Annotated in this window: 25 protein-coding genes; 20 read left to right on the top strand and 5 right to left on the bottom strand. The window is 50.9% G+C overall.

Going from position 1 to position 23,178, the window contains the following annotated elements; genetic code table 11:
* The first annotated feature begins 43 nt into the window (after positions 1 to 43).
* The 20 genes from ACE3T3_RS05230 to ACE3T3_RS05135 are packed head-to-tail and all read left to right on the top strand — an operon-like array spanning position 44 to position 17,540.
* Positions 44 to 667 carry a beta-ketoacyl synthase chain length factor gene (locus ACE3T3_RS05230; RefSeq protein ID WP_374664755.1) on the top strand — a complete coding sequence of 208 codons (624 nt, stop codon included), beginning with the start codon at positions 44 to 46 and terminating at the stop codon, positions 665 to 667.
* Entirely contained in the window at positions 661 to 1,473 is an 813-nt protein-coding gene (locus ACE3T3_RS05225; protein WP_374664753.1) for a lysophospholipid acyltransferase family protein, read from the top strand. The genes ACE3T3_RS05230 and ACE3T3_RS05225 overlap by 7 nt, the downstream gene beginning before the upstream one ends.
* Positions 1,457 to 1,717, top strand: a complete 261-nt coding sequence (locus ACE3T3_RS05220) for a phosphopantetheine-binding protein (RefSeq protein WP_374664751.1) — start codon at positions 1,457 to 1,459, stop codon at positions 1,715 to 1,717. The genes ACE3T3_RS05225 and ACE3T3_RS05220 overlap by 17 nt, the downstream gene beginning before the upstream one ends.
* A 9-nt stretch (positions 1,718 to 1,726) precedes the next feature.
* The gene (locus ACE3T3_RS05215) at positions 1,727 to 1,975 is read left to right on the top strand and encodes an acyl carrier protein (protein WP_374664749.1); all 249 of its coding nucleotides are present in this window, start codon (positions 1,727 to 1,729) and stop codon (positions 1,973 to 1,975) included.
* Positions 1,972 to 2,526: a septation protein IspZ gene (locus ACE3T3_RS05210; protein ID WP_374664747.1), complete on the top strand. Its 555-nt coding sequence runs from the start codon at positions 1,972 to 1,974 to the stop codon at positions 2,524 to 2,526. The genes ACE3T3_RS05215 and ACE3T3_RS05210 overlap by 4 nt, the downstream gene beginning before the upstream one ends.
* 58 nt (positions 2,527 to 2,584) lie before the next feature.
* Positions 2,585 to 4,267, top strand: coding sequence for an AMP-binding protein (locus ACE3T3_RS05205; RefSeq protein ID WP_374664745.1), 1,683 nt, complete (start codon positions 2,585 to 2,587; stop codon positions 4,265 to 4,267).
* Positions 4,268 to 4,281: 14 nt separating this feature from the next.
* The gene (locus tag ACE3T3_RS05200) at positions 4,282 to 5,016 is read left to right on the top strand and encodes a glycosyltransferase family 2 protein (RefSeq protein WP_374664743.1); all 735 of its coding nucleotides are present in this window, start codon (positions 4,282 to 4,284) and stop codon (positions 5,014 to 5,016) included.
* Between the two features lie 17 nt (positions 5,017 to 5,033).
* Positions 5,034 to 5,948 (top strand): acyltransferase, encoded by a 915-nt coding sequence (locus ACE3T3_RS05195; protein ID WP_374664741.1) that lies wholly within the window; start codon positions 5,034 to 5,036, stop codon positions 5,946 to 5,948.
* A gap of 5 nt (positions 5,949 to 5,953) precedes the next feature.
* Positions 5,954 to 7,477 (top strand): histidine ammonia-lyase, encoded by a 1,524-nt coding sequence (hutH, locus tag ACE3T3_RS05190; RefSeq protein ID WP_374664739.1) that lies wholly within the window; start codon positions 5,954 to 5,956, stop codon positions 7,475 to 7,477.
* Positions 7,478 to 7,492: 15 nt separating this feature from the next.
* A complete protein-coding gene (locus tag ACE3T3_RS05185; RefSeq protein ID WP_374664737.1) occupies positions 7,493 to 7,912 on the top strand; it encodes an acyl-CoA thioesterase in 420 nt (139 codons plus the stop codon).
* A 3-nt stretch (positions 7,913 to 7,915) separates the two neighbouring features.
* Positions 7,916 to 8,560: an outer membrane lipoprotein carrier protein LolA gene (locus ACE3T3_RS05180; protein WP_374664735.1), complete on the top strand. Its 645-nt coding sequence runs from the start codon at positions 7,916 to 7,918 to the stop codon at positions 8,558 to 8,560.
* Complete coding sequence (locus tag ACE3T3_RS05175) at positions 8,535 to 10,859, top strand: MMPL family transporter (RefSeq protein WP_374664733.1); 2,325 nt, start codon at positions 8,535 to 8,537, stop codon at positions 10,857 to 10,859. Before ACE3T3_RS05180 ends, ACE3T3_RS05175 begins: the two co-directional genes overlap by 26 nt.
* Before the next feature lie 26 nt (positions 10,860 to 10,885).
* A complete protein-coding gene (locus tag ACE3T3_RS05170) occupies positions 10,886 to 12,184 on the top strand; it encodes an NAD(P)/FAD-dependent oxidoreductase (RefSeq protein WP_374664730.1) in 1,299 nt (432 codons plus the stop codon).
* Complete coding sequence (locus ACE3T3_RS05165) at positions 12,174 to 12,809, top strand: DUF3261 domain-containing protein (protein WP_374664728.1); 636 nt, start codon at positions 12,174 to 12,176, stop codon at positions 12,807 to 12,809. The genes ACE3T3_RS05170 and ACE3T3_RS05165 overlap by 11 nt, the downstream gene beginning before the upstream one ends.
* Complete coding sequence (locus ACE3T3_RS05160; protein WP_374664726.1) at positions 12,772 to 14,001, top strand: beta-ketoacyl-[acyl-carrier-protein] synthase family protein; 1,230 nt, start codon at positions 12,772 to 12,774, stop codon at positions 13,999 to 14,001. The genes ACE3T3_RS05165 and ACE3T3_RS05160 overlap by 38 nt, the downstream gene beginning before the upstream one ends.
* A complete protein-coding gene (locus ACE3T3_RS05155; protein ID WP_374664724.1) occupies positions 13,998 to 14,435 on the top strand; it encodes a 3-hydroxylacyl-ACP dehydratase in 438 nt (145 codons plus the stop codon). The genes ACE3T3_RS05160 and ACE3T3_RS05155 overlap by 4 nt, the downstream gene beginning before the upstream one ends.
* Entirely contained in the window at positions 14,432 to 15,157 is a 726-nt protein-coding gene (locus ACE3T3_RS05150) for a 3-ketoacyl-ACP reductase FabG2 (RefSeq protein WP_374664722.1), read from the top strand. Before ACE3T3_RS05155 ends, ACE3T3_RS05150 begins: the two co-directional genes overlap by 4 nt.
* Positions 15,157 to 16,377, top strand: a complete 1,221-nt coding sequence (locus ACE3T3_RS05145; protein ID WP_374664720.1) for a beta-ketoacyl-ACP synthase — start codon at positions 15,157 to 15,159, stop codon at positions 16,375 to 16,377. Before ACE3T3_RS05150 ends, ACE3T3_RS05145 begins: the two co-directional genes overlap by 1 nt.
* Before the next feature lie 20 nt (positions 16,378 to 16,397).
* Positions 16,398 to 16,832: an excinuclease gene (locus ACE3T3_RS05140; RefSeq protein ID WP_374664718.1), complete on the top strand. Its 435-nt coding sequence runs from the start codon at positions 16,398 to 16,400 to the stop codon at positions 16,830 to 16,832.
* 51 nt (positions 16,833 to 16,883) lie between these two features.
* Complete coding sequence (locus ACE3T3_RS05135; protein WP_374664716.1) at positions 16,884 to 17,540, top strand: 4'-phosphopantetheinyl transferase superfamily protein; 657 nt, start codon at positions 16,884 to 16,886, stop codon at positions 17,538 to 17,540.
* A 101-nt stretch (positions 17,541 to 17,641) separates the two neighbouring features.
* On the opposite strand, the gene secF is transcribed toward ACE3T3_RS05135, so the two are convergent.
* From secF to ACE3T3_RS05110, 5 genes are all read right to left on the bottom strand, one after another.
* The gene (gene secF / locus ACE3T3_RS05130; RefSeq protein ID WP_374664714.1) at positions 17,642 to 18,616 is read right to left on the bottom strand and encodes a protein translocase subunit SecF; all 975 of its coding nucleotides are present in this window, start codon (positions 18,614 to 18,616) and stop codon (positions 17,642 to 17,644) included.
* Positions 18,617 to 18,627: 11 nt separating this feature from the next.
* Positions 18,628 to 20,526 (bottom strand): protein translocase subunit SecD, encoded by a 1,899-nt coding sequence (gene secD, locus ACE3T3_RS05125; protein WP_374664712.1) that lies wholly within the window; start codon positions 20,524 to 20,526, stop codon positions 18,628 to 18,630.
* Between the two features lie 54 nt (positions 20,527 to 20,580).
* A complete protein-coding gene (yajC, locus tag ACE3T3_RS05120; protein ID WP_374664710.1) occupies positions 20,581 to 20,910 on the bottom strand; it encodes a preprotein translocase subunit YajC in 330 nt (109 codons plus the stop codon).
* Between the two features lie 103 nt (positions 20,911 to 21,013).
* Positions 21,014 to 22,144, bottom strand: coding sequence for a tRNA guanosine(34) transglycosylase Tgt (gene tgt, locus ACE3T3_RS05115; protein ID WP_374664708.1), 1,131 nt, complete (start codon positions 22,142 to 22,144; stop codon positions 21,014 to 21,016).
* 151 nt (positions 22,145 to 22,295) lie between these two features.
* Positions 22,296 to 23,141 (bottom strand): hypothetical protein, encoded by an 846-nt coding sequence (locus ACE3T3_RS05110; protein ID WP_374664706.1) that lies wholly within the window; start codon positions 23,139 to 23,141, stop codon positions 22,296 to 22,298.
* Between the last annotated feature and the right edge of the window lie 37 nt (positions 23,142 to 23,178).

Genomic DNA, 23,178 nt, shown 5'->3' with positions numbered 1-23,178 from the left:
CGCGCAATTATGATACGTTTTTAGGCTAAGGAAAATACAGCGCATGGTGCAAATGAATGTGTCTAGGCTGGTCATCAGCCGGGCAGATGATGTACTTCCTGCCTTAGAAAAAATTCCAGCAATGCAGCGCCGCCGTTTGTCTGTGATCGCGAAGCTGGCGATGGACGCCGCGATACGCGCTTTGGCGGATCAGCATGCTGATTACATTGTCTGGGTCTCGCAGTATGGCGATGAACATAAGACCCTGAAAATTTTAGAAGATGTGCTGAATGATGAAACGCCGTCACCGACGCAGTTTTCAACTTCGGTGCACAACGCGGTATCTGGCCTGTATTCTATTTTATTTCAAGATGCTGCGCCTGCAGTCAGCGTGGCGGGTTCGTGGAATGATGGGCTGATTGAAGCCTACGCATGGTTAAAAACAATGCCGGAAGCCCGTCAGGTTTTGCTGGTGTATTATGATGAGCCATTGCCGGAACTGTATGCAGAGCACCAGCCATTTCATGCCTTTGCGATGGCAGCCATGGTGTCATTAACACCGGAAAATTTAGCCCTGAATTTGGGGCATGCTGCGCAAGAGGCTGCTTATTTTCAACAGGCTTTAACGTTTGCCCAATTTTGGAACGACAGCAGCCAAACTGAATGTGATGTGTGGTGCAAATGCTGAAACTCAGTCAGATCAAGAAAAAAGCCCATTATGCTTGGCGCGTCGGCGCGACGGGATTCAGTTTTGCCAGTTTCGGCATTGGCGGTGTTGCGATTGGCGGCCTGATTGCGCCTTTGGTGAAACTCAGCACTCAAGATGAAGCGCTGCGTACACAGCGCGCGCAAAAGGTGATCAAGCACAGTTTTAAAGGCTTTACCGAAATGATGGTGAAGCTGGGCATTATGAGCTATGAGGTTGAAGGCTTAGACAAGCTGCAGCATAGCCAGCAGGAGCTGGTGATTGCCAATCATCCGACGCTGATTGATGTGGTGGTTTTAATCGGTTTAATGGAACAAGCCAACTGTGTCGTGAAGCAGGCGCTGTGGTCCAATCCCTTTACCAAAGGGCCGGTGCAGAGTGCGGGTTATATTCTGAATGCTGGGTCTGAGCAGTTTATTCAGGATTGCGTGCACAAGCTGCAGCAGGACAAAGCCGCTTCACTGCTGATTTTCCCTGAAGGGACGCGCACTGAAAAAAATGCGCAATTGAACGATTTTCAGCGCGGCGCGGCCAATATTGCGCTGCGCGCAGGGGTGCCGATCCGGCCTGTGCTGATTAGCTGCACACCATCGACCCTGACGAAAAATGAAAAATGGTACCATATCCCGGAACAGCCTTTTCATATCCATGTGAAAGTGCTGGATGCGGTCCGAGTGGAAGACGTATTGGATGATGTCACCGTCAATCCAAAAAATGTACGTCAATTAAATCAACAATTACAGCAGTTTTTTAACCAAGAGTTATCCTTAAATGAGCAATCTTGCTGATGAATTAAAGCAAATGATTATTGATGTGCTTGCCCTGGAAGACATCAGTATTGACGATATTGATACTGAAGCGCCTTTATTTGGCGATGGTTTGGGTTTAGATTCGATTGATGCCCTGGAATTGGGGTTGGCGCTGAAGAAACGCTACGGCATTCATTTGAATGCCGAGTCAGCAGACACCAAAGAACATTTTAAATCAATTCAAAGCTTGGTGGCTTTGGTTGAAGCACAGAAAACAGCATAAGAGGTTGCTATGCTTGCACAAGAAACAGTACTCGAAAAATTGCGTGAATGGATGGAGGAGCTGTTTGAAATTGCTCCGGAAGATGTCCAGCTCGAGTCCAATTTAGCCACCGATCTCGATGTCGACAGTATTGATGCGATTGATCTGGTTGTAAAAATTAAAGAACTCACCGGCAAGCAGGTCAATCCGGAAGATTTTAAGAATGTCCGCACCGTGCAGGATGTGGTTGCCGTCATTCAGCATATGTCGGCTGAATGAACGCAGTTTTAAAAGGGATAGCAGCGATCGGTTTGATCCTCTATCCTTTTTTTGTCGGCTATGCTTTGTCGCGCGGCCAGTATATTTGGGTCAGCGCGGTCTTGATTGCGCTGGGCGTACTCCGCTTGTTCAGCAAAGGTAATGCGCTGCTGTGGCCCTTGACTGGCTTTGCCATTCTGTGCGGCGGACTCAGCCTGATTTTAAAAGATCATGCCTGGCTGAAACTGTATCCGGTGTTTATGAGCATCGGCGCTTTCATCATTTTTGCCTCAACGCTGATCAAGCCGCCGTCCATGATTGAACGCTTTGCGCGTTTAGCGGAGCCTGATTTAGCGCCGGAAGGCGTAGCGTGGACGCGCCTGGTCACCAAAGTGTGGTGCGGATTTTTTTGTCTAAATGCCGCGATCGCGCTGATCACGGTTTTTTGGATGCCGATGAAAATCTGGGTGCTGTATAACGGTTTTTTATCTTATGTGCTGATGGGCCTATTGATGCTGGGCGAGTTTATTTTGCGCAAGCGCCAGCAGTGCATTCATCAAATGCAAAAATAGCAGTTTTGAATACAACATTTACTCTAGATATTAGAAATACGGTTTAGAAACAAATTTTATGTCTTGTCATTTTCAGCACCATTTAAATTCTTCCCGCACACTGTGCATTCAGCCGGATTTGCAGCAGATCACATTTCAGGATTTTTGGCGCGATGCAGCTGAACAGTCGCTGTACATCCGCCAGCTGAAGACGCCAGTTTGGGCATTATGGGAACAGGACAGCTATGAGTTTTTAGTGCTGCTGCTTGCGGCGCTTCAGGCAGGCAAACAAGTGCTGCTGCCGCCGAATCGGGTCAGTGATTTGGAAAAAGAACTGGCCGCAGAGCAGGTTTATTTTCTGCAGCGCCAGCCTCGGACTGCAGAGAGCCGGCCGCTTCAAGCGCTGGAAGATTTTTTTCATTTGGATGAGGCGTTTTTAAGCCAAGCGCAGGTGTATTTTTATACTTCGGGTTCGACCGGCCAGCCGAAAAAAATTCCGCGCACCTTGCAGCAGCTGTTTAATGAAGTCTGCGGCCTGCATGCCAGTTTTGATTTGCCGGAACAGGCCGTTGCGATTGCGACAGTCAGCCATCAGCATATTTATGGCTTGCTGTTCAAATTGCTGTGGCCCTTAGCCAGTGGGCGTAGTTTTTATCAGCAGCAAGTGGCATTTCCGGAAGATGTGGCAGATATTCAAAAGAACATCGCGCCTTTGCAGCTGCCGAATTATGTAATTTCCAGCCCAGCGTTATTGAAGCGCTGGACGGATGATGTGCGCCTGCAGGATTGCATCACCGTGTATTCTTCCGGCGGCAAGCTGGAGGCGGGTGTGCGGCCGTACCTGAACAGCCCGATTACTGAGGTGTTCGGCAGCTCCGAAACTGGCGGGATTGCGCACCGCCAGAAAGATGATGCTTTGTGGACACCGTTTACCAATGTGGATATTCAAGCCGCAGAGCAGCAGGAGCTGGCCGTCAAAACCAATCATGCGTTCAGCACTGACTGGATTTTAACCGGTGATAAAATTGAATTAACCGAAGCGGGAAATCCAAAGAGTCCATTCCGCCTGCTCGGGCGCTTAGACCGGATTGTCAAGCTGGAAGAAAAGCGCCTCAGCCTCGATGCGGTTGAAAGCAAAATTACTGAATTGGATGCTGTGCTGCAGTGCCATGCGCTGGTTTATGAAAAAGAACATCGTCAAATTTTGGCTGCCGTGGCCGTGCTCAGTGATGAAGCACGTCAGCGCTTGCAGCAGATGGGTAAAGCCGTCTTTACGGCACAGTTGAAAAAACAGCTGAGTGAAAAATTGGAAAGCATTGCAATTCCGCGGCAATGGCGCTTCTTGACGCAAATGCCGCAAAATGCGCAGTCGAAATTGAATAAGCAGTACCTCAAATCGCTGTTTCAGCCGATGCAGCTGCCAGTGGTCTTGGGTGTGCAAATCGCGTCTGAACACATTCAGTACCATTTGGAATTTAGCCCAGAACTGGAATGCTTTAAGGGGCATTTCCCGGATTTCCCTATTTATCCGGGAGTCGGGCAAATCGGCTTCATTCAGCATTTTGCCAAACAGCATTGGGCAGATCTGCATTGGTGCAATGGTTTTGAGCAGTTAAAATTTCAAGACCTGATCCGGCCTTATCAATGTGTCGAATTGGCTTTAAGCCGTAAAGCGCATAAAGTGAGTTTTGAACTCAAACATGCAGAAAAAACGTTAGCTTCAGGCCGGCTGCTGTTTGCAGCGGCATCTGAACAGGCATAAGGCGAGGCAGCGCAATGAAACCGTGCTTTGTAATTCCCGTGTATAACCATCCGCATTATTTGGCGGCGCTGACTGCGCATTTAACCGCTTTTCAATTGCCGATCATTATGGTGAATGACGGCAGTGATGAGGTGTGTACAGCTGTGCTGCGGCAGCTCGCAGCCGAGAATCCATTGATCGATTTGGTTGAGCATGATGCGAACCGAGGCAAAGGCGGAGCCGTGATGACTGGCCTGCAGCATGCTTTTAAGCAGGGCTGTAGCCATGCCTTGCAGCTGGATTCAGATGGCCAGCATGACTGGAATGACGTTCAGCAGTTTTTAGATGCTTCAGCCATGCACCCCGAAGCGATGGTCATCGGCCAGCCGGTGTTTGATGCGTCTGTGCCGAAAAAGCGCCTGTATGGCCGCTATGCAACGCATATTTGGGTCTGGATTAACAGCCTGTCGTTTGAAATTAAAGACAGCATGTGCGGCTTTCGCGTGTATCCGCTGGCGCAAACAGTCAAAGTGCTGAACGGCGCTCAATTCCAGCCGCGCATGGGGTTTGACTCCGAGATTTTGGTGCGTTTGAAATGGGAGAATGTGCCTTTTGTGAATGTGCCGACGCGGGTGATCTATCCTGAAAACGGCATTTCACACTTTGATGTCTGGCGGGACAACTTGGGCATGGCGCGCGCGCACAGCCGCTTACTGGGCGGCATGCTGCTGCGTTTCCCCAAACTGATTTATCAGAAAGTCAAAGGCTGAGGCGGTCAGAGAAACATATGCAGAAATGGAGCGCCGTGAAAGAGCGCGGCGGCATGCTGCCGCTGATGCTGATGCTGGGCTTTTACCGCTTGGGCGGCCGCTGGCTGTGCCGGCTGGTGCTGTATTTTGTGATTTTATGGTATTGGCTGTTTTCCAATACAGCGCGCCAGGCATCGCTGCTGTATTTAAAAAAGCTGCATCATTTTGCGGGCAGTCAGTCGCCTTTTTCCTCCGAACCGCAGATGGGGCAGACCTATACGCATCTGATGCAGTTCGGTGAATGCATCTTGGATAAAATTGAAGGCTGGCTGGGCAATGTGGCTGAACAGGAGCTGCAATTGCATGGCCATGAGTATTTCCGCGCGCATTACCAAAAAGGCGCAGTGATTGTGGTGTCGCATTTTGGCAATATTGAGCTGCTGCGTGCAGTGAAGTCAGCGCATGCACAGAAAATTAATGTGCTGGTCTATCAAAAGCACGCGACAAAATTTAATGAATTTTTAAAAAAGCTGAATGCGCATGCCGATGTCAATCTGGTTTCAGTGGATGAGCTCGGTATCGAAACCGCGCTGATTTTGCAGGATAAGCTCGATCAAGGTGAATGGGTGATCGTGGCGGCAGACCGGGTGCCGGTGCAGTCAGGCCGTGTGCAGTCTGTTGAGTTTTTGGGTGAAGATGCTTTGTGGCCGCAAGGCGCGTGGATCTTGGCGAGCCTGCTGAAAGCGCCCGTCTTGGCGGTGTTTTGCTATCAGGTGCAGGCGCATTTTGAAGTGCATATTCATAAAGTGGCCGATCAGCTGAATTGGCCGCGCAAAGAGCGCATGCAGGCCATGCAACAGACCACACGGCAATATGTGCAATTGCTGGAACAGCACTGCATGCGCGCGCCGTATCAATGGTTTAATTTTTATAATTTTTGGAATAAAGGATAAGTCTTGTGTTAACGATTGGGGAAACACCGCTCAGCATTGAAGAGATTGTGGCTGTTGCTAGAAAAGAGCATCAAGTGGCGCTGCCAGCGTCTGATGAATGGAATGCATTGATCCAGCGCGGTGCAGATTTTCTCGATCAGTTATTGCAAGACGAAGGCGTAATTTATGGCGTGACCACGGGTTATGGTGATTCTTGCCTAGTGGAAATTCCACCGCATCAAGTGAATGAACTGCCTTTGCATTTGTCGCGTTTTCACGGCTGCGGCATGGGGCAGAATCTGGATTTAATCACTGCACGTGCAGTGGTCGCAGTGCGTTTGTGTTCGCTGGCGCGCGGCTATTCAGGTGTATCGCACGCCTTGCTGCAGCGTTTGGCATGGATGCTGAATGAAGATGTGATTCCGGTGATTCCCTCTGAAGGTTCGGTCGGCGCCAGCGGTGATTTAACCCCATTGTCTTATATCGCTGGGGCCTTGGTCGGTGAGCGTGATGTGTATTATCAAGGCGAGATTGTACCGATTGCAGAGGTGTATGCTGAAAAAGGCCTGCAGCCTTTGGTGATGCGTCCGAAAGAAGGTTTGGCGCTGATGAATGGCACGGCAGTCATGACCGCCATTGCGTGCCTGAACTATAAAAAAGCCGAACAGATTGCTTTGGCTAGCACCATGGTGACGGCATTGAATGTGTTGGCGCTGGAAGGTAATTCTAGCCATTTTGATGAAGTACTGTTTGCGCAAAAACCACATCTGGGCCAGCAGCAGATTGCTGCTCAACTGCGAGTTTGGCTAAACAGCCAAGTGCAGACGGAGCATCAAAGCTCACGCCTGCAGGATCGCTACTCACTGCGTTGTGCGCCGCATATTATCGGCGTATTTGAAGATTCCAAAGTGTGGCTGCGCCAGTTTATCGAAAATGAATTGAATTCCAGTAATGACAATCCATTGATTGATCCCGTGAACCTGCGTGTACTGCATGGTGGCCATTTCTATGGCGGCCATATTGCGCAAGCCATGGACAGCTTGAAAATCATGATTGCCAATATTGCCGACCTGATGGACCGTCAGCTGGCGCAATTGGTCGACTATAAAATGAATAACGGCCTGCCGCGCAACTTGACCGGTTCAAGCCCGGAACGCCTGCCGCTGAACCATGGTTTTAAAGCCGTGCAGATCGGGGTGTCGGCATGGACAGCAGAAGCGCTGAAACAGACCTTATCCGCGTCAATTTTTTCCCGTTCAACCGAATGCCACAATCAGGACAAGGTCAGCATGGGCACCATTGCGGCCCGTGATGCCAGCCGCGTAATCACCCTGACTGAACAGGTCATGGCGGCGCTGAGCTGTGCAGCGGTGCAGGCGGTGAAACTGAAAGGGCTGGATACAGAACTCAGTCCTGTATTAACAGCATTTCAACAGTGGGTGCTTCACAGCTTCAACTATGTGGAGGAAGATCGCCCTTTACAAAACGAGCTGCAGGCGCTGGTGGACCGTTTTGAAGATTTAGAACTTTTAAACAGCATGGCTGTATAAGCGAAGGATAGAGCGATGCATGCAGATGTGATCATTGATGTGCCTTTTCATGATGTAGACACTATGAATGTGGTTTGGCATGGGCATTATTTAAAATATTTTGAAATTGCCCGCTGTAAGCTGCTGGATCAGTTTCATTATAACTATACGCAAATGCGTGATTCCGGCTATGCCTGGCCGGTGATTGAAAGCCATGTGCGCTATGTGCAGGGCATCGAATTTGAACAAAAAATCCGTGTACGCGCAATTTTAAAAGAATGGGAAAACCGCCTGAAAATTGAGTATCAGATTTTTGATGCAGTTTCGGGCAGACGCCTCACCAAAGGCTATACCACGCAAGTGGCGGTGCAGATTGCGACACGTGAAATGTGTTACCAGTCGCCGCAGGTGCTATTCGATTGCCTGAAGGCATGGCCTGAATTTAAAGTGGAGTAGAATATGTTTCTTCAGCACAATCGGTCTATTTCATCACTATTGTTTTGCGCAGTGACGGCTGCAGCGCTGTTTGCTCCGGCAGCACAGGCGCAGAATACGGAACTCAAGCAGATTTTCAGCCAGCTGGGCGCAGTGCCTGTGGTGCGCGCCAATTTTGAACAGCAGAAAAAACTGGCTTCGCTGAATAAAACCTATGTTTCGAAAGGCGAAGTGCTGTTCAGTAAAAATCAGGGCGTGCTGTGGCAGATTCAAAGCCCTGTCAAAGCTGATTTAATCGTGACGCCGCGCAAGCTGGTGCAGAAAACGCAGCGCACTTCCAGCCAGATTGAAGTGGATAAAACCCCATACGGCTCTGTTGCCACCATGTTTTTACAGCTGATGTCCGGCAATGAAGCCGCGCTGGCGAAAAACTTTAACGTGGTTTCAGCCAATTACAGCCCAGCGCAGTGGAATGTGGTGCTGACCCCGAAAAGCAGCTTGTTTAAGAAGCTATTTGTCCGGGTTGATGCGCAAGGCCAGCGCTACGTCAACCGCATTGCGATTCAGGAAAAAGCCAATAACAGCACTGTCATCCGTTTTAGTCAGCAAAGTGCTCAACCTCAAACTTTAACGGCTGCGGAAAATGCGCTTTTCCAATTGGCAAAATAAATTTACCGCCCTTTGGCTGGTCGTACTCTGTGTCATTGCGGTCGTTTTAGCTACGGCATGGCTGAACAATGGCATTAAAATTCAGACCAATATTTTTGCCTTGCTGCCAGAAACACATCAGGATGCGAATCTGCAGCGTGCGCAGAATTATGTCAGCAGCCAGCTGAATGACAAAGTTTTTGTGGTGCTGGATGCGCAGAATGATCACCAGCTGGAGCAGGCCACCGCGGCCTTGAAACAGCAGGCCGATCAAAGCCAGCTGTTTCAGCCGGTACAGCCGCAGCTGGATTATGAACAGTTTTCCCGTGTGCTGTATCAGCATAAGGCGGGCTTATTGACCCAAACGGACCGCGAGCTGCTGCAGCAGAAAGATTACGCGGCTTTAACAGAACAAGGCCTCTTGCAATTGATGAGTCCGGGCATGCCGGTCACGGCAGAGCTGCTGAAGCAGGATCCGCTGCTGCTGTTTCCGCGCTATGCCATGGGCTTGAGTGCGTTGCAGGATAATGCGGATATCAGCCTCGAACAGGGCTTTGCCACCCTGCGTGATGAGCGCGGCATGTCCCGCCTTATGGTCTTGGCGCTGAAAAACAGCCCCTATAATATTGACTATCAAGCGCAGACCGCGGCCTTTATCCAGCAGATGAATCAGCAATTCAGCCAGCTGCAGGTCAAGCCGCACTGGACGGGCACGCTGCTGTTTGCGCAATTTGGCACCAACTCCGCCAAGGAAGAAATCTCCACCATTGGCGTGGGTTCAACTCTCGGCATTTTGCTTCTGGTCTGGTTTGGCTTCCGTTCGGCGCGTCCGATGCTGACTGAAATGGTCGCGGTCAGTACCGGCAGTTTGGTGGCCTTTGCCGTGACCTATTGGGTTTTCGGTGAAATTCATTTAATGACATTGGTGTTTGGCGCCAGCCTGATCGGGGTCTGTGTCGATTTCTCTTTTTACTTTATGGCCATGCAGTCGCAGCATCGGCACTTGGATGGATTTGCCGTACTCAAGCCGCTGCTGCCGAGCCTGTTTGTCGGTCTAATGACCACTTTGCTGGCCTATGTGGTGCTGAGCTTTACCCCATTTCCCGGCTTTCGGCAGATTGCCGTTTTTTCCATGGTCGGCCTGAGCGCGGCATGGATCACCAGTATTTTGCTGCTGCCGCGCCTGCCTGCGCTGAATGCTGAACCGGCAATCCGTGTGCTCAGCTTTATTGGCCAAGCGCGCCATTTTATTCAAGCACGCAGCCGCTTGCGCTATGCCGTGATGGCGCTGATTATTGCCGTGACCGGCAGCAGCTTACTGTTCTTAAAAAGCAATGATGACATCCGTAACTTGCAAAGTATGGATCAACGCTTAAAGCAGGAAGATCAGTATGTGCGCGAGCGCTTTATGCAGCAGCAGGGCAGTGATTATTTTGTGGTGCGCGGTAAAACGCCTGCAGAATTGGAACGCCATGAACAGCAGCTGCTGAGCCAGTTGTCTGTGCTGCAGCAGCAGGGCAAATTGCGAGGTGTGCAGGCTTTGGGGCAATGGCTGCCCTCTGCAGTGCAGCAACGGCAGAATATCGCCTTGCTGCAGGCGGTTCCTGCATCCGCGTTAAGCAAATATGCCGAGGCCATGCAGCTGAACCCCGCAGAGGTGTTGCAGTGGCAAGCCCAGCTGAAAGATCAGCCGATACTGTCAGATGCCGAGTTTCAGCATCATCCTCTGCACTTTTTGCAAATCAGTCCGACTGAACGCTTAGTGATGCTGCAGCAGGTCAACGATATGCCTGCATTAGAAAAGCTCAATAGTGCAAATGCACAGCTGCTGCGGCCGGTGCATCAGCTGTCAGCATTGTTCCAGCAGCACCGCGAGCATGCGCAGCGCTTATTAATCGGCGCTTTGGCGCTTTTAGCCATTGGCTTAGGCCTGCTGTATGGGAAAAAATCCATCCTGCCGCTGGTGCTGCCGGTCAGCATGGCGCTGATGACCACTTTTGCGATTCAGGCGTGGCTGGGCGTGGAAATCAATCTATTCAGCATCATGGGCACATTCCTGATCATCGGCATTGGTGTGGACTATGCGATTTTCTACCGCCACGGGCATGACCATCCGCAAGTGGTCGGCATGGCGCTGTTCCTGTGCATGATGTCGACATTCTTCGGTTTTGGCCTGCTGTCCTTCAGCCATACCTACGCCATCCACAGTTTCGGCCTGACGGTGCTGCTGGGGGTTATTTTTTCATTTATTTACGCCACACTGTTTACATCGTCCGATGAGAAACATACTGTGGTTCAACAGTATCAGCCAAAGAGCTGAAATAAGAAGTTAGAAGGTGCAGTGCTATGAGCGCTATTCAGCAAACAGACGTGTTAATTATTGGGGCAGGGCCTTCGGGCAGTTCCGCTGCGGCGCTGCTGCGTCAAAAAGGCTATCAGGTGACGGTGATTGAAAAGCAGTATTTTCCGCGTTTTTCGATCGGTGAGTCGCTGTTGCCGCAGTCGATGGTGTTTTTAGAAGAAGCCGGTTTGCTGGATACGGTGCGCGCGCATGTTGATGAATATGCTTTTCAGTTTAAAAATGGCGCCGCGTTTTTAAAAGGCAAGCAGCGCAGTTTCTATAATTTTACCCAAAAATTCAGTGAAGGGCCGGGCACTACATGGCAGGTGCGCCGCGCCAATTTTGACCATCTTCTGGCGCAGCAGGCCGGGAAAATGGGCGCAGATATCCGCTTTGGCCACGAAGTGACCGCAGTGGATGTAGACAGCGCGCATCCTATTTTAGCGGTGAAAGATGAACAAGGTCAGCCTTATCAAATTCAAGGCAAGTTCCTGCTGGATGCCAGCGGTTTTGGCCGGATTTTGCCGAAATTCCTAGATTTGGAAAGCCCGTCCGATTTTCCAGTGCGCCGCGCCGTGTTTACCCATATTGAAGACGGCATTCTGGATGATCCTGATTTCGACCGGGAAAAAATTCTGATCACCGTGCACGAAAAAGATCACCGCGCATGGTATTGGCTGATTCCCTTTGCCGATGGCCGTTCATCATTCGGGATTGTGGCGGAACAGGACTTTTTTGAAAAATACGGTTATGACGGCAGCCCAGATTATGATTTGGAAGCGCTGCAAAAACGCATTTTGGCGGATGATGCCAGCTTGTCGCAAGTGCTGCGCAATGCCAAACACGATATGCCTGTACGCACTTTGGTCGGCTATTCGGCAGATGTGAAGCATTTGGCTGCGCCTAATTATGCGCTGCTCGGCAATGCCGGCGAGTTCCTGGATCCTGTATTCTCCTCTGGCGTGACCATTGCGCTGAAATCATCCAGCTTGGCCATTCCTCTGGTCGATCAAGTGCTGCAAGGCCAGCCGGTGGACTGGATGGAGCAGTATGAAAAACCGCTGCGCAAAGGCATTCAAGTGTTCCGCGCTTATGTGGAATCTTGGTACACCGGCGAATTTCAGGATGTGGTGTTTTCCAAAAACCAAGATGAAAAAATCCGCCGCATGATTGCATCACTGCTGGCCGGCTATGCATGGGATACCGCAAATCCGATTCACCGCAATGCCAAACAGCGCCTCAGCACATTGGCGGAATATTGCCGTGAAGCGCAGCAAAAAGAAGCGTTAACTGATGCAACTTAAGCTGAGTTTGAAATTCTCCAGCCTATTTTTAGCCGGCGCTGTGCTGTGCAGCGGCTGTCAAAGCTTAGTGCCTAAAATGCTGCCCAAAGCGCAGGGCTTGGCATCGCCGGCATGGATTGCGCAGAGTGATCAAAATCAGCGTTATCAGCGTCAGGATCAAATTGAAGTGCAGTGGAAAACACATGGCTTCAGTTTTTTACTGTATCAGCAGCAGCACGGGCAGCAGCTAAAGATGCTGGCGCTCAGCCTGACCGGGCAGCAGCTGTTTAAGCTGGCTTTTGATGGGCAGAGGGTCCACGTGGAACAGCGCATTGATCCAATGAAAGCGCTGCCTTTTGATTATGTGGTGCGTGATCTGCTGTACGCGACCTATCCGAATTTTGCGGCTCAGCATGCGGAGCAGGTCAAGGTTGAGCAAAGCTCTGCGGGGCAAACCATTTATATTCAGCAGCAGCCGGTGCTGAAGATTGCGCAGCAGAATCAGGCCATTGAGCTGGATAACCTGCAGGTGCCGTATCAGATGGTGATCAGCCCAGTCAGCAATACGCTGGAAAATGATGGCTCGGAAAACGATGGTGTGGAAAACGATGCCAGAGCAAATAATGGGGACGCCGATGAGCACTGATCAGCAGCCGAATTTATCCTCAGCCGTAGGTATTCAATTCAGCGCAGCCTTGTCTGCACTGGGACAGGATGCCGCGGCCTTGCAAAATGCCCTGACACAGGATGAAAGCACTTTGTCTGCGCGCACAGATCTCATTGCCGGGCGCAGTGTCTGGGTGGGGGCGTATCCGCAGGCTTTAAGCAGTGACGTGCCTGCTGAGCTGCAGGATGCAGGCTCGCGCAATTTACGCTTTGCCTTAACGGCTTTGGCGAAAATTGAAGCCGATGTGCGTGCTTATACGGCTCAGTTTCCGAAACAGCGCCTTGCGGTGGTGATCGGCACATCGACTTCGGGCATTGCCGACAACGAAAGCATGCTGAAAGCGCGCTTTCAGCAGCAGTCCAGCACGCCTGTGCTGCATCAAAAGCAGGAAATGGGCAGTTTGGCCAAAGCTTTGCAGGCACATTTAGGCTGGGAAGGCGCGGCCTATACCATTTCCACCGCCTGCTCTTCGGCGGCCAAAGCCATGGCTGCGGGCCAGCGCCTGCTGAATGCCGATTTAGCCGATGCCGTGCTGGTTGGCGGCGTGGATACCTTATGCAAGCTGACTTTAAATGGCTTTGACAGTTTGGAAAGCCTGTCCAGCAGCATTTGCCAGCCTTGCGGCGCCAGCCGTGACGGCATCAATATCGGTGAAGCGGCTGGATTATTTTTACTGTCTAAAGCGCCTGCGCCGGTCATGCTGCTGTCCAGCGGTGAATCGATGGATGCATGGCATATTTCTGCGCCGCATCCCGAAGGTCAGGGCGCGGCTGAAGCGATGCAACAAGCGCTCAATGCAGCGGGTTTAAGCGCAGCTGATATTGGCTATTTAAACCTGCATGGCACTTCGACGCCGCAAAATGACGCCATGGAAATTAAAGCCGTGCAGAGCGTGTTTGTCGATGTTCACGTGCCGCTGAGCAGCACCAAGCATAAAACCGGGCATTGCCTGGGCGCAGCCGGCGCGATAGAAGCGTATATCTGCCAGCAGGTTTTGCTGGATCAGTCATGGCTGCCGCTGCATCATGCGGGTGAGCTGGACAGTGCGCTGGCGGATCAGCATTACGTGCGGGACAGCCGTTTGCCGCAGCCGATGCGCTATGCCATGAGCAATTCCTTTGCCTTTGGCGGCAGCAATATCAGTTTAATTTTAGGACGCGTTTTGCCATGATGGATGCCGTACAGTTTATTCCGCATCAAAAGCCGATGGTGTTTGTCGATCATCTGATTGAAGTCAATGACAGCTATGCGGTTGCCGAGCTGCAGATTCGCCCTGAGCTGATGTTCTGTGAAGCGGAAGGCTTGCCGACATGGAGCAGCATTGAATTGATGGCGCAGACCATCAGCGCGTATGCAGGCCATAAAGGGCAGAGCAAGGGCCTGCCGCCGAAAATCGGCTTTTTATTGGGCACCCGTAAAATGCAGCTGCCTTGCGCTTATTTTGCTTTGGGCAGCACTGTGCGGATTCGGGTGGAGCAGAGCTATCTGCACGAAGGTTTAGGGCAATTCAGCTGCCAAATTGAATATCAAGAACATCAATTCAGCGCCATGCTGAGTGTATTTGAACCAGAAAATGTAAAAGAAAGCATCGGGGTGCAGGCATGAGCAGAAGAATTTTAGTGACCGGATCCAGCCGAGGCATAGGCAAAGCCATTGCTTTGGAATTGGCCAACGCCGGTTTTGATGTCACGGTGCATGCGCGCTCCCGTCAGCAGGATGCAGAGCAGGTGGCAAAAAGCATTCAGGCTTTGGGTCAAAACAGCCATGTGCTGATGTTTGATGTGAATGACCGTGAAAATATAGCCTCAATTTTAGAGCAGGATGTGGCTGAGCATGGCGCATTTTACGGTGTGGTGCTGAATGCTGGATTGACTCGTGACGGCGCTTTCCCCGCATTAACCGATGACGATTGGGATGATGTGGTATCGACCTCGCTGAATGGTTTTTACAATGTGCTGAAGCCGCTGATGATGCCGATGATCCGCTTAAAGCAGGGCGGCCGCATCGTCACTTTATCTTCCGTTTCCGGCGTGATGGGCAACCGCGGCCAAGTCAACTACAGCGCAGCCAAAGCTGGCCTGATTGGCGCGACCAAAGCGCTGGCGCTGGAATTGGCCAAACGTAAAATTACCGTCAACTGCGTTGCGCCAGGCTTAATTGAAACCGAAATGGTCACCGATGAAGTGAAAGAGCATGCGCTGAAAATGATCCCGATGCAGCGCATGGGGCAGGCGGAGGAAGTGGCGAAAACCGTAAAATTTTTATGCAGTGATGACGCCAGCTATATTACCCGCCAAGTCATTTCGGTGAATGGAGGATTGATCTGATGAAACGCGTTGCAGTGACGGGAATGTCGGGTATTACCTCTTTGGGGGAAACCGCCGATCAGATTTTTGAACAGTTTTCTGCCGGTAAAAGCGGCATTCGCTACATGCCGGATTGGGAAGTTTATGGTGATCTGCGCAGTAAATTAGGCGGGCCTGTTGAACATTTTACGGTGCCGAAGCACTTTAACCGCAAAGTCACCCGCGGCATGGGGCGTGTCGCACTCATGTCAGTGGTCTGTGCGGAAAAAGCGCTGGAAGATGCCGGCCTGCTGCAGCATGAAATTCTGCAGAGCGGTAATGCAGGAGTGGCTTTCGGCTCATCTGCAGGTAGTGTTGATGCGGTCAGTGAATTTGGCGCCATGCTGCTCGATAACAATATGAACAAGCTGAATGCGACGACATACATCCGTATGATGTCGCATACCAGCGCAGTGAACATGACTGTGTATTTTGGCCTGAAAGGACAGACCCTGCCGACCTCTAGTGCCTGCACCTCAGGCTCTATGGCGATTGGCCAGGCGTATGAGGCGATTAAATACGGCAAGCAGACCGTGATGATTGCTGGCGGCGCAGAAGAGCTGAGCGCGGCCGGTTCGGCGGTCTTTGATGTGCTGCTGGCGACCAGTACGCAAAATGGGCATCCTGAAAAAACACCGCGGCCCTTTGATGCAGGCCGTGACGGCTTGGTGGTGGGCGAGGGTGCAGGCTGCCTGATTTTAGAAGAATATGAACATGCCAAAGCGCGCGGCGCCAAAATCTATGCGGAAATCATCGGCTATGGCACCAATACGGATGGCCAGCATGTGACGCGCCCGGATTCTGAAATGATGGGGCGCTGCATGCAGCTGGCGCTGAAGGATGCGCAAATTGATGCCTCAGAGATTGGCTATGTGAATGCGCACGGCACCTCAACCGATCAAGGCGATGTGGCGGAGTCGCAAGCCACCGCGCGGATTTTGGGTAAAAAGCCGATCAGTTCATTAAAAAGCTATTTTGGCCATACCTTAGGCGCTTGCGGCGCGATTGAAGCCTGGCTCAGCATTGAAATGATGCACCGCAAGCAGCTGGTGCCGACTTTAAACTTAGATGCGCTTGACAGTGACTGCGGCGATTTAGATTATATTGTGCATGAGATGCGCTCAGCAGAAACGCAAATCATTATGAGCAATAACTTTGCTTTTGGAGGAATTAATACCTCCTTGATTTTTAAACAAGTTTAAATTAGACGAGGGTTATAACAATGCTATTGAAAAATTTATGTGCAGCTGCGGTGTTAACGGTCAGCGGAACAGCCGCAGTACATGCAGCGGATGCTATGCATGATTTTAATTTTAAAGAAGCGGTCGACCGCGCTGTTGCGGATGGCGCACTGGATGGTTCGGTCAAATTTTATCTGGCGGGCACCAAGTCCGGCGGCAGAGTCATTCAAAAGGGCTTAGTGACCAATAAAAAAACCAATGGTTTTGCGAAAACTGCAGAAAATGCCTGTGATCATGTGCTGCGTTCGGCGCTGATTCAATTCCAGAACACCGCAAAAGCCAAAGGCGCAAATGCGGTGACCAACTTGGTCAGCTACTACAAGTCGAATGAAACCCGCAGCACCACAACGTATCAATGTGCGAAAGGCACCGCAGTGGCTGGCGTAGCATTAAAAGGCGATATTGTAAAATTCTAAGGGGATTTAGGCCTTAAATGAACCGAGCTGAGAAAATATGCAGAGTACAGAATGCCGAAGATCAGCATGATTCAAGTGGATGTGCATGCTTTGCCTCAGCTCGCGCCTTTGCCGCGCGAGGTTTTTGCCGATATGCGCGGCTATCAGCACTATAAAAAACAGCAAATCTATGCGCAGCGCAATCAGCACTTGGCTGAGCTGGCGCAGCAGCCTATACAGAACGGCGATTTCAGCAGCACTGAATTTGGCAAACCGTATTTAACACATTTCCCGAACATTGCCTTTAACCATTCACACAGCCAGCAGAATTATGCTTTGGCGATGAGCCGTGATCTCAAGGATATCGGGGTCGATGTCGAAGATCTAGCGCGCAAGGTGCGTTTTGAGGCTTTGGCGCGGCATGCTTTTCATCCGCGTGAATTGGCCGCATGGGAAGCATCGGACTGTCCGGAAGAATACTGGTTTAAAGTCTGGACCGCCAAAGAAGCCATCTTGAAAGCCTCCGGCCTCGGCATCCGCATGAGCTTGGATGAACTGGATACACAGGCGCATCCGCAGCACAATGGCGGCATCTGCAGCCATCCGGAACTGGGCGTATTTGCCTATCAAAATTATCAGCTGGCGCATGTCATGATTACGGTGGCATGGCGTTCTGCGCTGTCCTGCACCGGCTTTGCCTTTCCGCAGATTCAATTGATACAGCATTAAACGCCTCGGCGCGTTGCCCGCATGGCCATTTTATTTTTAATGTGGATATAAAAAAACCCATCCGAAGATGGGTTTTGATTTGGCTGTGTCAGCTATGCTGATCAGTGCGGAATTTCATTCTCTTCTTCAAATTCAGGCTTCACTTGAACAATAAAGTCTTGACGGTTCAGGCCGCGCCATAGAGCAAAGGCTGTACCGATATAGATTGAAGAATAGGTGCCGACAAACACGCCGATAAACATGGCTACAGAGAACCAGTGCAAGCCTTCGCCGCCCAGGAACATCATGGCTAAAACCACAAGCAAGAGCGTCATTGAGGTATGAATGGTACGGCGCAATGTTTCAGTCAAGGCAATGTTGACGATTTCCAAAGGCGGCGCGCCGCGGATTTTCCGGAAGTTCTCACGGATACGGTCGGAAACCACAATGTTGTCGTTCAGCGAGAAGCCGAGCAGCGCCAGAATCGCAGCCAATACGGTTAAGTCAAATGGCCACTGCATCATTGCGAAAATGCCGACAGTCACAATGATGTCATGGAATAACGATAGGACAGCACCGAGCGCCAGCTTGAACTCAAAGCGGATGGTAACATAAACCAGCATCAGCAGCAGCGCCAAGGCTACTGCACCGCCAGAACGGACATACAGCTCGTTGCCAACTTGACCGCCAACCACATCTACTTTATGCACTTCAGCCTTGTTGTTCGGCAGCTGCACGGCAGCGGTGATGTCTTTGGTTAAATCTTCCGCTTCAGCATGTTCCTGTACGGGCATGCGCACCATTAAATCACGGTTAGAGCCCAAGGTCTGCACCACAGAATCCTTAAATCCTGCTTTTGCCAGCGCATCAGTCACTTCAGTAGCTTTCACCGGCTGGCTGTAGTTCAGCTCAGCAGATACGCCGCCCGTAAAGTCTAAACCGAGGTTCAGGCCTTTGGTGGAAATGAAGAAAATGCTGGCCACCGTCAGCAGGATCGAGATGATCGCTGCCGGCTTGGCGATTTTCATAAAGTTAATGACGCGTTCGTCGTCTGGACGGCCATACTTTTTGGTTTTCAGTTGAGTATTTTCAGTCATCTTCGATCTCCTTAAATGCTCAACTTATGCAAGTTGCGTTTTTTGCCGTAGATCAGCTGTACAATTGCGCGGGTTACTGTAATTGCAGTAAACATCGAGCAGATAATACCGATCATCAGCGTGACAGCGAAGCCTTTAATTGGGCCTGTGCCAATCGCGAACAGAATAAACGCCACAAGGAAAGTGGTTAAGTTGGAGTCGAGAATGGTGTTATACGCCCGGTCATAACCGGCCACAATGGCCTGTTTAGGCGATGCGCCCCATTTCATTTCTTCCCGTATCCGCTCACAGATCAGGACGTTGGCATCGACTGCCATACCAATCGTAATCACGATACCGGCAATACCCGGCAGGGTGAGGGAGGCGCCAATCCAAGACATGAAGGTTAAAATCATCGCCAAGTTGATGACCAAGGCAAAGTTGGCGATCAGGCCAAACAGGCGGAAGAACACCACCATCCAGATCGCAACCAGGATAAAGCCGACTTCAACAGAAAGTACGCCTTTATCAATGTTTTCTTGACCAAGGCTTGGGCCAATCACACGTTCTTCAACGAAGTACATCGGCGCAGCCAGCGCGCCGGCACGCAGCATCAGCGCTAGTTCAGACGCTTCTTGCGGAGAAGACAGGCCGGTAATGCGGAATTGTGAACCCAGCACCGCTTGAATGGTGGCTGCGTTGATGATCACAGATTCTGTATACGGTGTGCGGACTTCAGTTTGCACGCCAGTCACAGGGTCTTTGACATAGCTGATCTTTTGCTTGTTTTCAATGAACAGCACCGCCATGCGTTTGCCGACTGCATTGCGTGTCGCCTCAGACATCAGCTTGCCGCCGGCGCTGTCTAAGGTAATGTTGACTTCAGCGCCGCCAGAATCCTGGCTGAAACCTGAAGAGGCATTTTGTACGCGTTCACCGGTTAAGATGCGGTTGCGGTTCAGCAGCAGCTGACGGCCGCTGTCTAAAGATTCATAGGCAAAGGCTTCTGTGCCCGGAGGCAGTGAACCTTTGACTTGGCCGGTATACGGGTCAATGTATTGGTCATTCAAATCTGAAACCAGGCGGAATTCCAAGTTTGCAGTACGGCCAAGCACACGTTTGGCTTCAGCGGTATCCTGCACGCCCGGAAGTTCAACCACAATGCGGTTGCTGCCTTGGGTTTGCACCAATGCTTCCGCCACGCCCAGCTCGTTAATCCGGTTGCGCAGCGTGGTCAAGTTCTGGTTGACCGCATAAGACTGGATTTCCTGCTTGCGGACATCGGTATACGTCAAGCGCAGCGTTGAACCATTGTCGGTTGCAACCGCTTGCTGCGTGTATTCGTTGCCGTTGCGGCGCAAGAAGTCCATGACTGCAGAACGGTCGTCATTGTTGGCGAATTGGATGGTAATCGCGTTATTGTTCAGCGATAAACTGTTGAATTTCAGTTTGCTGTCACGCAGCTGGCGGCGCAGGTCGGCAGCAGATGTTTCCATACGCTGTGAAATAGCCTTATCCATATCCACTTCTAATAGGAAGTGGACACCGCCACGCAAGTCCAGACCCAATTTCATTGGCTTAGCGCCAATTTTTTGCAGCCATTCAGGTGTGGTCGGAGCAAGGTTTAATGCCACAACATAATCATCACCTAAACCGCGGCGCAAGGCATCTTTGGCTTTTAATTGTGCTTCGCTTGAATCTACGCGCAATAAGGCAGCATTATTGGTGAAGCTGTTGTCATGTGTTGCAATTTTTTCACTTTTTAATATTTGCTCTGCTTTTTGCACCATGCTCTGATCAATTTGGGTGCCGGCTTTGGCGCCCGAAATTTGAACAGCAGGTTCATCTGGATACAAACTTGGCAGGGCATATAAAGTGCTGACCACTAAAACCACTAGGATCAGCAGATATTTCCATGCTGGGTAACGCATTTGTTTTCTTCTTAAAATGAAAAAAGCCGTGCGGATGCACGACTGTTTTTTTGATTAAAGGTTGTTTAACGTGCCTTCAGGAAGAACCGAAATCACACTTGCGCGCTGAATTTTTACGTCTACGCCGCGGCTCAGTTCAACCACTGCAAAATCACCTTCCAATTTAGTGATTTTACCCATTAAACCGCCTGCAAACACAACTTCACTGCCAACGCCCAGGCTGTCTACCAGCGCGCGGTGTTCTTTCGCGCGTTTAGACTGCGGGCGCCAGATCAAGAAGTAGAAGATCGCAACAAAGACGGCGATCATCAGAATGTTTGCCATCATGCTTGGTTGCTGTGCTGCTTCACCTGCTGCATGTGCAGTAGAAATAAAAAGGCTCATTTCAATTTCCTAAACTAATAAAACTGTATATCAATTACATGATAATAAATTGGCTTGTTCTGCAATTTACCTTGTCTTTTTGTCCAGCGCAAATGCTGAAAGATTAATCTTGCGGACAAGGCGGAACTTCTTCACCGCGGCGGGCATAAAAGTCTTGCACAAATTGTTCAAAGGTTCCCTGATCCAGCGCATCGCGCATGGCTTCAGTCAAGCGCAGGTAATAGCGCAGGTTGTGAATTGTGCCCAGCATCGCGCCCAGCATTTCACCGCATTTTTCCAGATGGAACAGATAGGAACGGGTGACGTTCTGGCAGGTATAGCAATCGCACTCGGCATCCAGCGGGCTTTGATCGTGGCGGTATTTGGCATTGCGGATACGCACCAGGCCGCCGGTCACGAAGTAATGGCCGTTGCGCGCGTTGCGGGTCGGCATTACACAGTCGAACATATCGACGCCGCGGCGCACCGCTTCGACGATATCTTCCGGCTTGCCTACACCCATCAAATAGCGCGGCTTATCTTCAGGCATTTTGGCAGGAAGATAATCCAGGACTTTAATCATTTCCTCTTTCGGCTCGCCGACAGACAGGCCGCCGATGGCATAGCCGTCAAAGTCAATTTCTTTCAAGCCATTCAGCGATTCATCACGCAGATCTTCATACATGCCGCCTTGGATAATGCCGAAGAGGGCATTGCGGTTTTTCAGGACGTCGTGATGCTGCGTTTTGCAGCGTTTCGCCCAGCGCAAAGACAGCTGCAGAGATTTCTGCGCTTCTTCATGCGTTGCAGGATAGGGGGTGCATTCATCAAAAATCATTACGATGTCAGAGTTCAGCGTGTGCTGAATATCCATCGAAATTTCAGGTGATAAAAAGACTTTTGAACCGTCAATCGGTGAGCGGAAAGTCACGCCGTCTTCTTTGATTTTACGCATGGCGCCCAGGCTGAAGACTTGGAAGCCGCCGGAGTCGGTCAGAATCGGGTTGTTCCATTTCATGAATTGGTGCAGGCCGCCGTGTTCGCGGATTACATCCAGGCCCGGACGCAGGTATAAATGGAAGGTATTGCCGAGAATCACTTGAGATTTAATCTCTTTGATGTCGCGCGGCAGCACGCCTTTCACGGTGCCGTAAGTGCCCACAGGCATGAACATCGGTGTTTCCACCACGCCGTGCTCAAGCGTCAGGCGGCCGCGGCGGGCACGGCCCGACTGCGCTAATTTTTCAAACTTCATACAAAATCCAAATCAAGGCGAAAAAACAGTTCGCTGATCATCAGTGCTAAAAGTACGCTATTTTCCTTGATTCCGCAGCTAAACGCCAGCGCTGGAGCGTACTGAGGCTGTAAATTTCGCGGGGATTTTATTCACATTTGGGCTGCAAGGCTCAGCTGGCAGGCTGCGATGCAAAATTTGAGGCATGATAAAATTGATTGATGCGCTCCAGAATTTCATCTTTTTGCATGGCGCAGCTTTCTTTGCTGCCGGTCGCCATCGCGGCGATGGTCTGCACCAGTTTCTGAATATAGGCATTGCTGTCTATGAAATGCGGCTCCAGCGTCAGCAGATAGGCGGCATGCGCCACATGCAGCTCATCATAGGGTTCCGCTTCGGTCAGCTGCGCCAAGTCAATCAGCAGGTCTTTATCGCTCTGCGACAGCTTGAAACGGTGCAAATGCCGGACGGCCTGCAGCTTCGGTTCATGTTCAGCCAGAAAAGAGCGCAGCGCAGCATGGGGCGGGTTCAAATATGCTGCGGCATGGATTTCAAGCGCTGGCTGTGAAGGCCTGCTGATCAGAAATAAGATGTTTTCCGCATGCAGCGCATAGGTTTCAATCAGCGCCTCTTGGGCCTGTTTAAACGCATCCAGCAGCAGCTGCAGATGATTCTCCGGCTGTGAAGCAAGCGGCAGCGGCAGGCTGGAAAGGCTTTGCTGTGATTCACACAGATTAGTCAGAACCGGTCTGAAGCAGCTGAGGGCAGAACGTTGTGCTGGGCGCGAAAGATAGCGCCATTTGCCGATATTCCAGCGTTCCTGCACGGTTAAATACTGCCTGTGGTCTTCATGCTCGGCATAAATGCTGCGCTGCGTCGATAAGGCCAGATGGCTGATTTGCATATATTCATTGAAAACCAGCGCGCAGCCGTAGATACCGTCCTGATGATGGCGCTGATACAGCGGCTGAAATTCTTCTATTAATGCTTTTTTTAATAAGTTGAGATGCTGTTGCATGGCGTATTGCCTATAAGCAAAGTGCAGCCTGAGCTGC

Source organism: Acinetobacter sp., from assembly GCF_041919735.1.
Lineage (GTDB): Bacteria > Pseudomonadota > Gammaproteobacteria > Pseudomonadales > Moraxellaceae > Acinetobacter.
Note: the sequence above shows the minus strand (reverse complement) of the source record. Positions and strands in the feature narration are given on the sequence as shown.

Excerpts from the sequence above, each read along its gene's own strand:
- ACE3T3_RS05230 (WP_374664755.1), top strand. The coding sequence starts at position 44 with ATGGTGCAAATGAATGTGTCTAGGCTGGTCATCAGCCGGGCAGATGAT.
- ACE3T3_RS05225 (WP_374664753.1), top strand. The coding sequence starts at position 661 with ATGCTGAAACTCAGTCAGATCAAGAAAAAAGCCCATTATGCTTGGCGC.
- ACE3T3_RS05220 (WP_374664751.1), top strand. The coding sequence starts at position 1,457 with ATGAGCAATCTTGCTGATGAATTAAAGCAAATGATTATTGATGTGCTT.
- ACE3T3_RS05215 (WP_374664749.1), top strand. The coding sequence starts at position 1,727 with ATGCTTGCACAAGAAACAGTACTCGAAAAATTGCGTGAATGGATGGAG.
- ACE3T3_RS05210 (WP_374664747.1), top strand. The coding sequence starts at position 1,972 with ATGAACGCAGTTTTAAAAGGGATAGCAGCGATCGGTTTGATCCTCTAT.
- ACE3T3_RS05205 (WP_374664745.1), top strand. The coding sequence starts at position 2,585 with ATGTCTTGTCATTTTCAGCACCATTTAAATTCTTCCCGCACACTGTGC.
- ACE3T3_RS05200 (WP_374664743.1), top strand. The coding sequence starts at position 4,282 with ATGAAACCGTGCTTTGTAATTCCCGTGTATAACCATCCGCATTATTTG.
- ACE3T3_RS05195 (WP_374664741.1), top strand. The coding sequence starts at position 5,034 with ATGCAGAAATGGAGCGCCGTGAAAGAGCGCGGCGGCATGCTGCCGCTG.
- ACE3T3_RS05185 (WP_374664737.1), top strand. The coding sequence starts at position 7,493 with ATGCATGCAGATGTGATCATTGATGTGCCTTTTCATGATGTAGACACT.
- ACE3T3_RS05180 (WP_374664735.1), top strand. The coding sequence starts at position 7,916 with ATGTTTCTTCAGCACAATCGGTCTATTTCATCACTATTGTTTTGCGCA.
- ACE3T3_RS05175 (WP_374664733.1), top strand. The coding sequence starts at position 8,535 with ATGCGCTTTTCCAATTGGCAAAATAAATTTACCGCCCTTTGGCTGGTC.
- ACE3T3_RS05170 (WP_374664730.1), top strand. The coding sequence starts at position 10,886 with ATGAGCGCTATTCAGCAAACAGACGTGTTAATTATTGGGGCAGGGCCT.
- ACE3T3_RS05165 (WP_374664728.1), top strand. The coding sequence starts at position 12,174 with ATGCAACTTAAGCTGAGTTTGAAATTCTCCAGCCTATTTTTAGCCGGC.
- ACE3T3_RS05160 (WP_374664726.1), top strand. The coding sequence starts at position 12,772 with ATGCCAGAGCAAATAATGGGGACGCCGATGAGCACTGATCAGCAGCCG.
- ACE3T3_RS05155 (WP_374664724.1), top strand. The coding sequence starts at position 13,998 with ATGATGGATGCCGTACAGTTTATTCCGCATCAAAAGCCGATGGTGTTT.
- ACE3T3_RS05150 (WP_374664722.1), top strand. The coding sequence starts at position 14,432 with ATGAGCAGAAGAATTTTAGTGACCGGATCCAGCCGAGGCATAGGCAAA.
- ACE3T3_RS05145 (WP_374664720.1), top strand. The coding sequence starts at position 15,157 with ATGAAACGCGTTGCAGTGACGGGAATGTCGGGTATTACCTCTTTGGGG.
- ACE3T3_RS05140 (WP_374664718.1), top strand. The coding sequence starts at position 16,398 with ATGCTATTGAAAAATTTATGTGCAGCTGCGGTGTTAACGGTCAGCGGA.
- ACE3T3_RS05135 (WP_374664716.1), top strand. The coding sequence starts at position 16,884 with ATGCCGAAGATCAGCATGATTCAAGTGGATGTGCATGCTTTGCCTCAG.
- secF (WP_374664714.1), bottom strand. The coding sequence starts at position 18,616 with ATGACTGAAAATACTCAACTGAAAACCAAAAAGTATGGCCGTCCAGAC.
- secD (WP_374664712.1), bottom strand. The coding sequence starts at position 20,526 with ATGCGTTACCCAGCATGGAAATATCTGCTGATCCTAGTGGTTTTAGTG.
- yajC (WP_374664710.1), bottom strand. The coding sequence starts at position 20,910 with ATGAGCCTTTTTATTTCTACTGCACATGCAGCAGGTGAAGCAGCACAG.
- tgt (WP_374664708.1), bottom strand. The coding sequence starts at position 22,144 with ATGAAGTTTGAAAAATTAGCGCAGTCGGGCCGTGCCCGCCGCGGCCGC.
- ACE3T3_RS05110 (WP_374664706.1), bottom strand. The coding sequence starts at position 23,141 with ATGCAACAGCATCTCAACTTATTAAAAAAAGCATTAATAGAAGAATTT.